Consider the following 14,373-nt stretch of genomic DNA (forward strand, 5'->3'; position numbering starts at 1 on the left):
TATGTTCATCTATTTATTTATCTACATCTTCAAAATCTACATCTATAGCATTACTTGTATCTACAGAATCATCAACATATACTTCATAATTATTATTTGTTGATTCATTGCTACTATTCTTACTCTTTTTAGAATTAAAATATCCTACAACCTTAGTAACTACATAAATTACCGCTCCACCTACTAAAAGATATGGAAGGATTGAAAAGAATAAATTAATAACAACTGAAAATATTAAAACACCCAATGCTATATACATTATTGTTCTCAATGTACCTTTGTTCATAATTTTACCTCATAATAATTATTATTTTCTTTTGCTAATCCTATTATACAATTAACTCTTAGATGAATAAAGACTCAAAGCCTTATTTTAAGATTTTATTAAAAATTATGTATTCTTTTTCCTTTTAGCTATTAAAGGTAGTATTAATCCTAATCCTATTAATACAAATGGTGTCACTACATTTAATATAACTTGGAACCACCATTCACCTGAATAAGCTTGAATTCCTGAAGGGAACATTCCCATGATACAAGCAAAGGCTGTAAATATAAAGCACCATACCCCAAATCCTAGGGCTACCTTATCATTCTTAACAAACTTATATTCTGAATTATATCTATCTGAAGCCTTCTTAAGTGCTATAAATGCTAAGAATACCCATAGATATCTCATTGGCATAACTACAGAATTTAACTTTAATAACCAGTTATATAACTCACTCATATCACCAATTCCTAATGCTGGTACAACTATAAGTATTCCAACTAAGATAGCAGTCATTAAGTATCCATTAATAGGTGCTCCATACTTATTTGTCTTAGTTAAAGTTCTTGGTACAAAATTATCATCAGTATCTGCTAAAAGTACTTTTAATGGTGCATCTATAGAGAATACTAAAGCAGAAATTTGTGCTGTCATATTAGCAAGCGCATATATAATTAATAATATATTACCCACTCCATAATACTCACCTAGCATCTTAAATGCATAATATTGACCGTTCATCATTAAGTCCTTAGGAATATTATTTGCATCAAACATAATTCCCATAGCTACTGATCCTAAAATAGCTGATATTGCTACCATGATAGCTAGAGTTAACATTCCTTTAGGAAATTCCTTTGATGGATTTTTTGTATTATTTACATATGGAGATATTTTTTCTGCTCCTCCAACCGCAAACACTAACATTGATAACGTTGTAAAGTAAGTAAAATCAAATCTAGGTATTATAGTTTCAACTGTAATGTTAGCTGTTGCAATATCAGTTCCTCTTATAAATGGTGCTGCAATAACTAATAGTATATAAAGCATTGACATTATAAATATTGATGTTCCTGCTATATTACCTATAGTTTTAAGAGAAGTTATCCCTCTTGAAGCTACCCATAAGAATATTAAAAATATTACTAATGTAATTAATTGAGCTGTTAATGTAGGCATATCACTTACAAGAGTTCCATCACCTTTAACTGCCCATCCTAAGGCTATAAGTACTGCTTGAGGTTTTTGAGCCAAGTATGGAATATGTACAACCCAATAAGTCCATCCTGCAAAATAAGCAAGCTTTTTTCCCATTGTATTTCCTATCCAAGTACTAACTCCTGCTTTACCATCTTTAAAAACAGATCCTAATTCCCCTACCATTAATGCATAAGGTACAAAGTATAATCCTATAATTAGCACCCATGAAACTATAACTTTTAACCCTTGGTTTGCAAAGTTATTAACAACATTACCAAACCCCCATACAGATACAAAGGCCATAAGTGCAAGGTTATACCACCTTAATTTTTTTTCATCTTCTAACATGTTTTTACTCTCCTTATTATCTTTTGTACTTTATACTAATTAATTTAAATCCTTCATTAGTTTACCATCTTTAATCTATTTTTTCAAAGTAAACAAATTGTGAAATTCCTTATAACATAGTGTATGTAAGAGGAATATTTTCAAACTAGGATATTATCTTTTAAACTAGAAATTATTTCTTAAATATCTATATAAAAAGAGGTTTTGAAATCCAAAACCCCTTTTCCCTTACTTATATTTAAATTAAGAACTTAAGTAAAAATATCACACCAACTATAACTGTTGTTAAACTAATATCCTTAGCTTTTCCACCAAGTAATTTTAACACTATATAAGAGATAACTCCAAATACTATCCCATCTGAAATACTATATGCTAATGGCATCATTATTATTGTTAAAAACGCTGGTATAGCTTCTGTATAATCATTTAATTCTATCTCTTTAATAGGCTCTATCATAAATAAACCTACTAATACTAAAGCTGAACATGTTACAGCTGAAGTTATTGATGCAAATACTGGTGAGAAAAATAATGCTAAAGCAAACATTATACCTGTAGAAACTGCTGTAAGACCTGTTCTACCACCTTCTGCAACTCCCGATGCACTTTCAACAAATGTACTTACTGTACTAGTTCCTACGCAAGCTCCAAAAGTTGTACCTACTGCATCTGCAAATAAAGCCTTTTTAATATTAGGAACCTTTCCGTTTTCATCTAACATCTTAGCCTTCGTAGCAACTCCAACTAAAGTTCCTATAGTATCAAACATATCCATAAATAATAATGTAAATAGTACTATTAACATATCTATTGAAAAAATATTTGACCATTCAAATTGTAAGAACACTGAGCTTATTGATGGTGGCATACTAACTATATTTGTTGGCACTGGTGTAACACCCATTGGAATTCCAACTACAGCAGTAATTAACATTCCGATAAATAAAGCTCCTTTAACTTTTCTTACTAATAATATTCCAGTAATAAGAATACCTATTATTGCAAGTAAAGCTGTTCCACTAGTTATATCTCCAAGAGCAACTATTGTTCCACCATCTTGTGGATGAACTATAATTCCAGCTCCTTCAAGTCCAATTAAAGCAATAAACAACCCAATCCCAACTGATATTGCCTTCTTAATATTAGATGGTATAGAATCAACAATTGCTTCACGTACATTAAATAAAGTTAAAAGAATAAATATAATACCTTCTAGGAAAACTGCTGTTAATGCGAATTGATATGAATATCCCATCCCTAAAACTACTGTAAAAGCAAAAAAGGCATTAAGTCCCATTCCTGGTGCTTGAGCAAATGGTAATTTTGCATATAATCCCATAATTAATGTAGCAACTAAAGCTGATAAAGCTGTTGCTGTAAATACTGCTCCTTGATCCATTCCTGCTGCTGAAAGTATTGAAGGATTAACTATTAATATATACGCCATAGTCATAAACGTAGTAATACCTGCAACCATTTCAGTTCTAACACTTGTATTATTTTTTGATATTTCAAAGAAATTGTCTAAAAGACCATCCTTTTTAAATAAGTTTTTCATTTTACCACTCTTTCATACTTCTGAAATTTGCCCCCGATTTATAATAAGATAACTTTCGACATTTTTCAATAGCTTTTACGAATATTTTTTATAAAATTTAAATTTCATATCGATTTTATAAACAAAATCCGGATGTTACCCTTAATCAAAAGGAGATAACATTCGGATTTTTATTCTATAACCAGTTATTAAACTTCTTTATATAAATCTTTTTAACACTTTGCACCAAACCACAATATCCAACTAATATTAAAATAACCATTAAGAAATACACTTTTGGTAATGCAACAAAACCTAATCCTTCTCCAATAGCAGTAAAAGGAATCATAATCCCTATTAACATTATTGCTGTTGTTAATAATATAACTGGTATAGTTGGTCTACTTTGAATAAATGGAACCTTTTCTGTTCTAATCATATATACAATTAGTATTTGAGATAATAACCCCACTACAAACCAACCTGTTTGAAATAACCCTTGATTCTCAATTGTATTAGCTCCTAACACAAACCACATTACCAAAAAAGTTATAATATCAAACACTGAGCTTAAAGGTCCTATAAACATCATGAATCTTCCTATGTCCTTTGCATCCCACTTTTTTGGTCTTTCTATATACTCTTTATCCATTCTATCCCAAGGAATTGATAGTTGTGAGAAATCATATAATAAGTTTTGTACTAATAATTGAATAGATAGCATTGGCATGAAAGGTAAAAATGCACTAGCCACAAGTACAGAAAATACATTTCCAAAATTTGAACTTGCTGTCATCTTAATATATTTAATTATATTTCCAAAGACTCTTCTACCTTCTTTAACTCCATCAACCAAAACCATTAAACTCTTTTCAAGTAATATTATATCTGCAGATTCTTTAGCTATATCTACACCAGTGTCTACAGAAATACCTACGTCAGCTTCTTTAAGGGCAGCCGCATCATTTATTCCATCCCCCATAAAACCTACAACATGACCTTTTTCTTTTAATACCTTTATAATTCTTGACTTTTGTAATGGTGATAATTTCGCAAACACATTAGTTTCATCAACTGCTATTGACAATTCTTCATCACTCATAATATCCACATTATTTCCAAGAAGTATATAATTAACATCTAATCCGACTTCTTCACAAACCTTCTTTGTTACCGAATCATTATCTCCAGTTAATATTTTTACATCTACACCGTATTTAATTAATTCTCTAATAGCTTCAGCTGCAGATTCCTTTGGTGGATCTAGGAATGCTATATATCCAATTAAAACCATATCTTTCTCATCTTTAACACCAAATTCTATTATATCCTCAATATTATTTTTTTGAGCTACTCCAATTACTCTCATACCTTCCGCATTTAAATCATTAACTGTATTTAATACTTTTTCCTTTAATTCATCAGTTAATTTAACAACTTTATTATTCATTTCTACATATGATGATATATTTAACATCTCTTCAATTGCGCCTTTAGTTACAAGCTGTTTCTTTCCAACCTTATTTTCTAAAACAACAGACATTCTTCTTCTAGTAAAATCAAATGGTATCTCATCTACTTTTATAAATCTCTCTTCTTCTTTATCACATCCTGCTTCTCTTCCATGCTCTAATATTGCAACATCCATCAAATTCTTTAAACCTGTTTGGAAATAGCTATTTAAATATGCATGTCTCAACACTCTTAAATCTTCTTCTCCATTTATATTTAAGTGCTTTTCCACAACTATTCTATCTAGTGTTAGTGTTCCAGTTTTATCTGTACACAAAATATCCATAGCACCAAAATTTTGAATTGCATCTATCTTTTTAATTACAGTCTTCTTTTTTGCCATAGACATAGCACCCTTAGCAAGATTTGTAGTCACAATCATAGGAAGCATTTCTGGAGTTAACCCTACAGCAATTGATATTGCAAATAAAAACGCTTGTAGCCAATCCCCCTTAGTAATTCCATTAATCACAAACACTATAGGAACCATAATCATCATAAATTTAATTAATAATAAACTTACTTTTGAAACACCTTTTTGGAAACTTGTTTCTTCTTCCTTATTAGAAATTTCAACTGCTATACTACCAAGATAGGTATCATTTCCTGTTGATACTACAACACCAATAGCACTTCCACTTATTATGCTAGTTCCAAGTAGAAGGATATTATCTAAATCACATATTGCTATCCCCCTATCTCTTTCCTTTAAATACTCCAATTTTTCTACAGGTTCAGACTCACCAGTTAATGAAGATTGCCCAACAAATAAGTCTTTACATGAGATAACCCTAACATCTGCCGGTATCATATCTCCTGCTGATAAATATAGGATATCTCCAGGAACTACTTCAGCCATATCAATCTCTTTTGCTTCTTCACCATCTCTTTTTACTAAAGTTGTTGTCTTAACCATGGCTTTAAGCTTATTTGTAGCATCCTTTGATTTTTTCTCTTGGAAAAATTGTAACAAAGCACTTACTGTTACCATTGTCAAAATAACTATTACTGCAGTAAAACTTCTATTCTCAGCCTTGGGAATAATTACATCTGTAAAAGTTGATACAATTGCTAATATAATTAAAACTATATTAAAGGGATTTATAAATGATTTTAATAAGTCTATAATCCATAATGTTTCCTTTTCATGTGTTACTTCATTCTTACCAAACTTATCTCTTCTTGCTTCTACCATATTATTTGATAATCCATTTATATTGGTATTTAATTCATTAAATAATTCAGACTTAGACATTCTGCCTAATGTAATTAGTCTATCTGTTAATACTCTTTCCTTTAACATTTTTCTTTCCTCCTTACTAAATCCATCTACTTATCACCTAAAAAAGGCAACAAGAAACTAAGGGTTAAAAACTCTATTTTTTTAACCACAGACTTTGTTTTTTGAATTTGAAAATTTAGTAACTTGGATAATGTTAGTTTTAGAATTGAAAACAGAAAGGTGTTAAAAGGGTAAAAAAGAAAGGATCTTCCTCCAGATACACATCACTATCTTCAATTTTAATACTTCCATTTTCCGTACTGCCATTTCCAGATTCCATTCTTTTTCACCTCCTGATTTTTTAAATAATAAAAGCCTCCGTCAACTCAAACTGACGAAGGCATAATTAACTATAATAACACTTTCTCGTTTGAGTTTTGGCTCTGCAAGGCAATGAAATCGCATTAAGTTAAACCTTCTTTGTTCGGCAAAACCTGCTAACCAGTTAAAAATGTTTCCATTCTTTTACGGCAGCGACCCGTATCCTTGTAGTAACCTCACCTACCGAGGCCTATTAACTTTTATACTATCATACTATGCTGTATCCAATAATTTGTCAACACAATTTGCAAAATATTAATATTCAACAAAAGATTTAGCAATTGGTGCAAAGCCATCTTTTTTTAATACATCAATAATCACACCTATAATTTCATAGCTAGAGCTTGGATTATCATTTTTTCTAATACTTTCTAACTTCTTGCAGATATCTTCAACTAGTATTTTAATATCCGACTCATTTAACGCAATCCCTTCCACATCTTTAGATGCATTATCTAAACTAATAAAAATCTTTTTCTTATCAAACTCTTGCAACCTACCATCTTTTTTTATAATCTTCATAAATTCACACATCCTTTTTATTTTATTATACTTTAATTTATAATATATACAACTTTGCTATTTTAATCTTTTTGATATAATAAATTAATATTGAAAGGAAGACTAAAATGAAAAATATATTAAAAATAACTCCAATAAATAGCCTAAATAACTCTACATATAATATAACCATTTTCCATAAAAAATACTTTTTAAAAGTTACAAAAAGGAATAATACGAAGCTTATTAAACTATTAGAGGATAAAGACATTACACCCAAAGGAATTTTCACTTCAAAGAGAATCTTATTTACCAAATATATATCCAATGCAAATTTAGATGAAAAACTGCAAAATACAGAAGTTTTTTTAAAAGCTATATCATCAGAATTAAGAAAGTTACACTCTATTTCTAGCAATACTTATAATAATCCTTTTGAAAAAATCAAAAACAATTTCTCTAATTTAGAAAAAATAAATTTTTCCCTTCCTCCATACACGAAAGCTATAATTCATAAATTAAACCTCTTAGAAGAAGAGCTTTCTAAAGATATAAACTTAGGATTATGCCATAACGACTTAAATCCTTCTAACATCTTATATAAAAATAACAAAGTCTACTTAGTTGATTTTGATTTTATAGGAATGAATGATATTTACTATGACCTAGCTACACTATCATGGTTTTTATCCAAGGACATAAGAAAGAAACTATTATTCTTTTACTTTGGAGATTGTACTTCTTACCATGTAGATAAATTAAATAAGTATATTTTTATAGCTAAGTTATGGAATGCCACCTGGAGCTATAATAAATCTATAGTTTCAAATTCTGATTATAACTATAGGCTTGGTGGAGATTTGATAATGGAAGACTTATATAATTACATTTCTAAAAATACTTATTAAAAAGCACACTATTATCTTATTCTAATAGTGTGCTTTATATATTCCAACTAAGTAAAGACTACTTGTTCATTCCTTCTTCAACAGCAACAGCAACTGCAACAGTCATACCAACCATTGGGTTGTTACCAGCACCGATTAATCCCATCATTTCAACGTGAGCAGGAACTGAAGATGATCCAGCGAATTGTGCATCTGAGTGCATTCTTCCCATAGTATCAGTCATACCATAAGAAGCTGGACCTGCTGCCATGTTATCTGGGTGAAGAGTTCTTCCAGTACCACCACCTGATGCAACTGAGAAGTATTTCTTACCTTGTGCTATACATTCTTTCTTGTATGTTCCAGCAACTGGGTGTTGGAATCTTGTTGGGTTAGTTGAGTTACCAGTTATTGATACGTCAACACCTTCCATGTGCATTATAGCAACACCTTCTCTAACGTCGTTAGCACCGTAGCATCTAACCTTAGCTCTTGGTCCGTTAGAGTATGCTTTTTCTCTTACTACCTTAACTTCTCCAGTGTAGAAGTCAAATGAAGTTTCAACATATGTGAAACCATTAATTCTTGATATTATCATAGCAGCATCTTTTCCAAGACCGTTTAAGATAACTCTTAATGGTTGCTTTCTTACTTTGTTAGCTTTTTCAGCTATTTTAATAGCACCTTCAGCTGCAGCGAATGATTCGTGACCAGCTAAGAATGCGAAACATTCAGTTTCATCTCTTAAAAGCATAGCTCCTAAGTTACCGTGTCCTAATCCAACCTTTCTGTCATCTGCAACAGATCCTGGTATACAGAAAGCTTGTAATCCTTCTCCGATTGCTTCAGCAGCATCAGCAGCTTTCTTGCAACCTTTCTTTATAGCTATAGCAGCACCTAAAACGTAAGCCCATCCAGCATTTTCGAATGCGATTGGTTGAGTTTCTTTTACTATTGCATATGGATCAACACCGATTGATTCACATACTGCTTTAGCATCTTCTAATGTTTTCATACCGTACTTTTCTAGTACAGGTGTTATTTGTCCTATTCTTCTTTCATAACTTTCAAATAATGGCATGATTATTCCTCCCTATCAATTAATTATTCGTGTCTTGGATCTATTAATCTAGCAGCGTCGTCTACTCTTCCGTATTGACCAGATGCCTTAGTTAAAGCTTCGTTTGCATCCATACCTTTTCCGATCATTTCCATCATCTTTCCAAGGTGAACAAACTTGTATCCAGTAATTTCGTTATCTTCATCAACAGCAACCTTAGTTACATATCCTTCTGCCATTTCTAGGTATCTAGGTCCCTTAGCTAAAGTTCCGTACATAGTACCAACTTGTGATCTTAGACCCTTTCCTAAATCTTCAAGACCTGCTCCGATAGGTAGTCCACCTTCTGAGAAAGCAGTTTGAGTTCTTCCATAAACTATTTGTAAGAATAATTCTCTCATAGCTGTGTTAATAGCATCACAAACTAAGTCTGTGTTTAAAGCTTCTAATATAGTCTTACCTGGTAAGATTTCTGAAGCCATTGCAGCTGAGTGAGTCATTCCTGAACATCCTATTGTTTCAACTAATGCTTCTTCAATAATTCCATCTTTAACATTAAGAGTTAATTTACATGCTCCTTGTTGAGGTGCACACCAACCAATTCCGTGAGTTAAACCTGAAATATCCTTTACTTCTTTAGCTTGTACCCATTTACCTTCTTCAGGTATTGGAGCTGCTCCATGATTTGGGCCTTTAGCAATTACACACATTTCTTCAACTTCTCTTGAATACATCATATTGTTTTCTCCTCCCTAATTATTATAACTATAAAATAAAGTTATATTATATACTAGGTCAAAAATCGTCCCGCTAGGGTTAATTTTATCCTAGTTATATTCTAGCAAATGTCCACCATTACCACAACATAAAAATATAAAAATTTTGCCTATAAAGGTTGAATTTTTTATCTATTGAATTATTCTTCTACTTATGGTAATATAATTACGTTCTCAAAAAACATGCCACCATGGCGGAACTGGCAGACGCACACGACTCAAAATCGTGCGGGAAACCATGTGGGTTCGATTCCCACTGGTGGCACCAAAAAGACCTTATCCAAACGGATAAGGTCTTTTTTATATATATTTAAAATAAATTTTCCCAAAAAAACATCTATAAGATAATAATTATCTCTTCAAAATATACTCTTATTCCCCTCCCCCTTATGAATAAAGACAAATTATATTTTTCCATCTATAATTTCTCTTTATTGATTAATAATTAATGATATAATATTCTAGTTATCTTTATGATAAATAAACTAAGTTAGTAAAGTGAGATAAAACATGAGAAATTTAAAACTTGAAAAATCAATAAAAAAATTAGATAAAGAAATGGAGGCTCTTAGAATCTCAGCAAAATATTTATCTAATAAAAATGAAATAGCAGAAATTAGAGAATACTTAAATAGTGAAAGACAAGTCTTAGCAAACGAATTATATGCTCAAGACGCAATATATTACGATGAATGTCGTGAGTATATTTCTAATTTAATTGGAACAAAACTAGATAAAAACGATCAAAAGAATCTACTTGCTGAAATTAAAAACATTTATGGAAGAAACCTTCCTAACGTTTCTAAGGAAAGTAGTGGCCTTAATGCGTGGCTTAAGGAGTTAGATATAGAATGTGAATGGATAGAAAACCCTGAAACAGACTGGTCTATTTTATCAATACTAGCACTTGGATTACATAGATAAACTAAAAAGCTACATTAAGTTTGCTTGATATAGCTTGCTTAGCTAAATAATAAAAATTTTATAATTTAAAGGTGATTAACAAATGAAGAATTTAGAAGTACCAAAGATAGGTTTAAGAACAATAAAAACATCTCTATCAGTATTTTTATGTTTAGTTTTATTACCTAACGAACCTTTCTTTGCATGTTTAACTTGTCTTTTCTGTATTCAAGATACTTTAGAAAATTCTTATAACATGGCAAAAAACAGGTGTATAGGTACTATCTATGGTGCAATAATTGGGCTTATTATAATGACTATATTCAAGTGGATGACAATAAATGTAGACAGTATATTTTTAAGAAAACTAATTATTTATGCCTCTATTGCAATAGGTATAATAATTGTAATTCATTCAAATATTGCTTTCTTAAAAATGCCTGGAGCTATTAATGTATCCTGCATTGCCTTTTTAGCAATAACTACAACTCATGCATTTGGAACCCCATATTATTACGCTTTTAATAGGATTTTTGAAACATTATGTGGAATAATAATCAGTTTAATAATAAATAAAACTATAAAACCACCAAAATCGAAACAAATTCCCAGATAAAAAGAGCTACTAATAAAAGTAGCTCTTTTTATCTGGGAATCTTCTATTTTTACTTCTAATAATATTTTATATAGCTTATATTATACTTACGTAAACATAATAGGCTTTGTTTCGTTACATGGTGCTATACCTGCATTGAATCCTAGCACTCCACCTAAGCAAAGAACTGTTAAAGCAACAGCAGTTAATCTCTTCATTTTTTTCATCTCAATACACCTCCAAATAAATCTATAATTACATAATATATTGAGTGTCCAATAATGTAAATTATTGCTATATGGTGTATAATAAACATATTATAGACCACTTTATATTATTTGTCTTTTTTTATGTATATCTTAAAAATTCTCATATTTCTATTTTATTCCTATATATTGTGAACATCTTTCACAAAAAGGAGGTTTTTTTGTGTATTCATTAGGAAAAAAGGTAAAATTGCTAAGAAAAGAAATAGGTTTAAAACAAGAAGAGCTTACCTGTAATATTTTAAGTAGAACTATGTTGAGTAAAATTGAAAATGATAAGGTTACTCCTTCTATATATCAACTAGATCATATTGCTAAAAAGTTAGGAGTTTCTATTGAATTTTTTCTTCAAACCTATTCCTTACCTTATGATAATAACGAGAAATTTAAAGATTCCTTATATAAATTATTTGAAAACGAAAATTACTTGGCTATAATTTTAAAATACGAAAAGAATATTATAGATATAAATACAAATATTAATTATTCATATTATGTAGGATATTCATATTATAAAATGCACTTTTATAACCATAGTATTAAGTTATTAAACAGTTATATTAAAACTGTTTTTTCCCTTAAAGAGGATGATACTAATCAATATATTGAAAATGTATCAAACGCATTTAATGTTATCTCTGTTATATATTTTGAATTAGAGGATTATTCAAAAGCTATACAATACTCTTTAAAGGCTAAGGATATTCTTCAAAAAAATAATATACTTAAAACACGTCAATACTTTATGATTATAAATAATTTAGGATATATGTATAACACTATAAGCGATTATAAACAATGTATTAATCTATTAGAAGAGTTCCTATCCTATAATAAAGAATTAATATACTTACAAATTTTCGCATCAATACATATTTCATTAAGTTCTGCCTATTATAATATTGGAGATTATGAACATTCGATAGAACATATTCAAAAAGCAATCTTCTTTTTTATCTATATTAAGGATGAACAAAAAGCGATTGAATGTTACTTAAATTATATTAATGCTTTAAGGTATTCAAAAAAATATGATGAAGCTATAAAACTCTTAGATAAAATTGTTCTTAAATATGAGGATAACTTTGATTCCAGCTTAAGAATTTCTTTTATTATGCAAAAAGCTATATTAGAATTTAATATAAGAAATTTTGATGCCTCACTTGAAGAGCTTACTAAATTAAATATAAAAAACTTGGATTCATCCAATAGAAACTGCTATTATTTTATGAAAGGTCATATTGCTTTTATTAATAATGAATTAGAATTATCAAAAACCTACTTTAAAAATTGTGAAAAGTTTTTTATAAATTCTAATTATGTATATGATTTAGATCTATTATATAATGATTTATACGCAATAACCTCTGACTCAAAATATAGTAATTTACAACATAAGTTAATAGATAGCTGTGACAATCCTAGAAAAAATATAGTCATTCCATAAAAATAAGGGCTATTACCAATATGTATAGCCCTTATTTTATATAAGAATATCTAATTTACATAATACTGATGGTGATTCATAATTAACTTTAACTATTTTTTTATTCTCTATTTTACACACATCTTTATATGACTTAAACTCTGTTCCAACCTGAGATATTGATGATAAAAACTTATATTTGTACCCTAAAAATTCTACATTCTCAACTATACCTATAACTGCCTTATTCTTTATTACCAATACGTCTTTTGCCTTTATATAAAAGCTGCCATCTTTATCTATATTTATAAAATCCCAATCATCTATATACAATCCATCCGTTATAGAATCATTAATATCTTTATTTCTCTCTTTTTGATTTAATATATCCTTTATATAATTGCTACTCTCTAAAAAACTATTTTTAGAACAATAGTCAGTAGATTCATGAATTAATTTTCCAGCAAAGAAAGGGGACAAAAGACACTCAACCTCGCTTCCAAAATTACCATATATCTTATTAAGATTTAATCTTGGCAACTTCATTTTGTATACAAACTCACTTAACGCTATTCCTATTTCTTCTTCTAACTGTTTTTCCTCCATATCATCTGTAATACTTATATTAATTACTTTTTTATAGTTATGTATTCTACTCACTATATTGAAAGTACATGAAAGGTAGCGATTTAACTTATATTCCAAATCACCACTTCCACTAATTATAGCCTCTTCAAAACATTGATATTCCCCTTTAGAATCTTTTATTTTTAATCCTTCATAATCTTTCAATATACTTCTAAACTTTTTACAAACATAATCATACATTTCATCATACATAATTTCATCCTGAGAAAAATCTGATATAGATCTATTTCTTATTTTATTTTTATTATTATATTTACAACCAAGCTCCATTAACCATTTCTCTATTCCCATTGCTGATGTATCCTTTTGGGTTATTTCTATCCATTTATTATTTAGGCTTCTCCTTAATATGGATCCACTATCTACAGTAATATCATTTGTAGCTATATCTATTATAGAGTTTTGGTATACCTTAAGAACAGAATTAGCGTTAAGATAACTTACAAAATTTTCATAATATATGTATTCTAACATTCCTTTTCCCCTCCATAAAATATACAAATTATACGTTCATCTCTATTCTTCTTTATTTTACATTTTACTCACTATTATAGAAAGCATATCAAGTAATGGAATATTGTAATTTCCCCAGAAGAAAATATTTGTATCCCTTTTTCAAGTCTATCTCTTAATATCTCTTGATTTTGCTTTTTTATCTTTATAAATGTGAATATAACGCACATTTTAATAATATTATTCACTCCATTAATCTAATTAAATAATAATATTAAATTTCGACACCATTTTTATTTAATATGAACCCTATCCTTTTAAATCCATATATTTTATAATAATATTGTGCCAAATTAAATATATGTACTACTCAAGTACAAGATC

At 29.3% G+C, this 14,373-nt stretch carries 12 protein-coding genes, 1 tRNA gene and 1 riboswitch; of the genes, 5 read left to right on the forward strand and 8 right to left on the reverse strand.

Annotated elements, in window-relative coordinates; all coding sequences use genetic code 11:
- Positions 1-13: 13 nt before the first annotated feature.
- The 5 genes from I4V16_RS14110 to I4V16_RS14130 form a co-directional block, all read right to left on the reverse strand.
- Positions 14-286: a hypothetical protein gene (locus tag I4V16_RS14110; RefSeq protein WP_195966906.1), complete on the reverse strand. Its 273-nt coding sequence runs from the start codon at positions 284-286 to the stop codon at positions 14-16.
- 105 nt (positions 287-391) lie between these two features.
- The gene (locus I4V16_RS14115; RefSeq protein ID WP_027098258.1) at positions 392-1,819 is read right to left on the reverse strand and encodes an amino acid permease; all 1,428 of its coding nucleotides are present in this window, start codon (positions 1,817-1,819) and stop codon (positions 392-394) included.
- 238 nt (positions 1,820-2,057) lie between these two features.
- Positions 2,058-3,380: an NCS2 family permease gene (locus I4V16_RS14120; protein ID WP_099313893.1), complete on the reverse strand. Its 1,323-nt coding sequence runs from the start codon at positions 3,378-3,380 to the stop codon at positions 2,058-2,060.
- A 175-nt stretch (positions 3,381-3,555) separates the two neighbouring features.
- Positions 3,556-6,174 (reverse strand): magnesium-translocating P-type ATPase, encoded by a 2,619-nt coding sequence (mgtA, locus tag I4V16_RS14125; RefSeq protein ID WP_195966907.1) that lies wholly within the window; start codon positions 6,172-6,174, stop codon positions 3,556-3,558.
- 333 nt (positions 6,175-6,507) lie between these two features.
- Positions 6,508-6,669: riboswitch (M-box (ykoK) riboswitch) on the reverse strand.
- 60 nt (positions 6,670-6,729) lie between these two features.
- Positions 6,730-6,996: an ATP cone domain-containing protein gene (locus I4V16_RS14130; RefSeq protein ID WP_049178384.1), complete on the reverse strand. Its 267-nt coding sequence runs from the start codon at positions 6,994-6,996 to the stop codon at positions 6,730-6,732.
- 107 nt (positions 6,997-7,103) lie between these two features.
- On the opposite strand from I4V16_RS14130, the gene I4V16_RS14135 reads away from it, so the two are divergent.
- Complete coding sequence (locus I4V16_RS14135) at positions 7,104-7,883, forward strand: phosphotransferase (protein ID WP_195966908.1); 780 nt, start codon at positions 7,104-7,106, stop codon at positions 7,881-7,883.
- Positions 7,884-7,941: 58 nt separating this feature from the next.
- Here the strand turns inward: I4V16_RS14135 and I4V16_RS14140 are convergent, their stop codons facing one another.
- Complete coding sequence (locus I4V16_RS14140; RefSeq protein ID WP_027098263.1) at positions 7,942-8,943, reverse strand: GGGtGRT protein; 1,002 nt, start codon at positions 8,941-8,943, stop codon at positions 7,942-7,944.
- A gap of 23 nt (positions 8,944-8,966) precedes the next feature.
- Positions 8,967-9,659, reverse strand: a complete 693-nt coding sequence (locus I4V16_RS14145) for an iron-sulfur cluster assembly scaffold protein (protein ID WP_027098264.1) — start codon at positions 9,657-9,659, stop codon at positions 8,967-8,969.
- Positions 9,660-9,883: 224 nt separating this feature from the next.
- On the opposite strand from I4V16_RS14145, the gene I4V16_RS14150 reads away from it, so the two are divergent.
- The 4 genes from I4V16_RS14150 to I4V16_RS14165 all read left to right on the forward strand — a co-directional run bounded on the left by I4V16_RS14150 (position 9,884) and on the right by I4V16_RS14165 (position 12,909).
- A tRNA-Leu gene (locus tag I4V16_RS14150) sits at positions 9,884-9,966 on the forward strand.
- A 242-nt stretch (positions 9,967-10,208) separates the two neighbouring features.
- Complete coding sequence (locus I4V16_RS14155; RefSeq protein ID WP_049178386.1) at positions 10,209-10,622, forward strand: hypothetical protein; 414 nt, start codon at positions 10,209-10,211, stop codon at positions 10,620-10,622.
- An 82-nt stretch (positions 10,623-10,704) separates the two neighbouring features.
- A complete protein-coding gene (locus I4V16_RS14160; RefSeq protein WP_049178387.1) occupies positions 10,705-11,217 on the forward strand; it encodes an FUSC family protein in 513 nt (170 codons plus the stop codon).
- 408 nt (positions 11,218-11,625) lie between these two features.
- Positions 11,626-12,909 carry a helix-turn-helix transcriptional regulator gene (locus tag I4V16_RS14165; protein ID WP_195966909.1) on the forward strand — a complete coding sequence of 428 codons (1,284 nt, stop codon included), beginning with the start codon at positions 11,626-11,628 and terminating at the stop codon, positions 12,907-12,909.
- Positions 12,910-12,945: 36 nt separating this feature from the next.
- Here the strand turns inward: I4V16_RS14165 and I4V16_RS14170 are convergent, their stop codons facing one another.
- Complete coding sequence (locus tag I4V16_RS14170) at positions 12,946-14,010, reverse strand: metallopeptidase TldD-related protein (protein ID WP_049178389.1); 1,065 nt, start codon at positions 14,008-14,010, stop codon at positions 12,946-12,948.
- Positions 14,011-14,373: the final 363 nt, after the last annotated feature.

The organism is Clostridium sp. 1001283B150210_160208_E6, from assembly GCF_015669365.1.
GTDB classification, from domain to species: Bacteria; Bacillota; Clostridia; order Clostridiales; family Clostridiaceae; genus Clostridium; species Clostridium paraputrificum.

Excerpts from the sequence above, each read along its gene's own strand:
- I4V16_RS14120 (WP_099313893.1), bottom strand. The coding sequence starts at position 3,380 with ATGAAAAACTTATTTAAAAAGGATGGTCTTTTAGACAATTTCTTTGAA.
- I4V16_RS14115 (WP_027098258.1), bottom strand. The coding sequence starts at position 1,819 with ATGTTAGAAGATGAAAAAAAATTAAGGTGGTATAACCTTGCACTTATG.
- I4V16_RS14170 (WP_049178389.1), bottom strand. The coding sequence starts at position 14,010 with ATGTTAGAATACATATATTATGAAAATTTTGTAAGTTATCTTAACGCT.
- I4V16_RS14140 (WP_027098263.1), bottom strand. The coding sequence starts at position 8,943 with ATGCCATTATTTGAAAGTTATGAAAGAAGAATAGGACAAATAACACCT.
- mgtA (WP_195966907.1), bottom strand. The coding sequence starts at position 6,174 with ATGTTAAAGGAAAGAGTATTAACAGATAGACTAATTACATTAGGCAGA.
- I4V16_RS14110 (WP_195966906.1), bottom strand. The coding sequence starts at position 286 with ATGAACAAAGGTACATTGAGAACAATAATGTATATAGCATTGGGTGTT.
- I4V16_RS14145 (WP_027098264.1), bottom strand. The coding sequence starts at position 9,659 with ATGATGTATTCAAGAGAAGTTGAAGAAATGTGTGTAATTGCTAAAGGC.
- I4V16_RS14135 (WP_195966908.1), top strand. The coding sequence starts at position 7,104 with ATGAAAAATATATTAAAAATAACTCCAATAAATAGCCTAAATAACTCT.
- I4V16_RS14155 (WP_049178386.1), top strand. The coding sequence starts at position 10,209 with ATGAGAAATTTAAAACTTGAAAAATCAATAAAAAAATTAGATAAAGAA.
- I4V16_RS14130 (WP_049178384.1), bottom strand. The coding sequence starts at position 6,996 with ATGAAGATTATAAAAAAAGATGGTAGGTTGCAAGAGTTTGATAAGAAA.
- I4V16_RS14160 (WP_049178387.1), top strand. The coding sequence starts at position 10,705 with ATGAAGAATTTAGAAGTACCAAAGATAGGTTTAAGAACAATAAAAACA.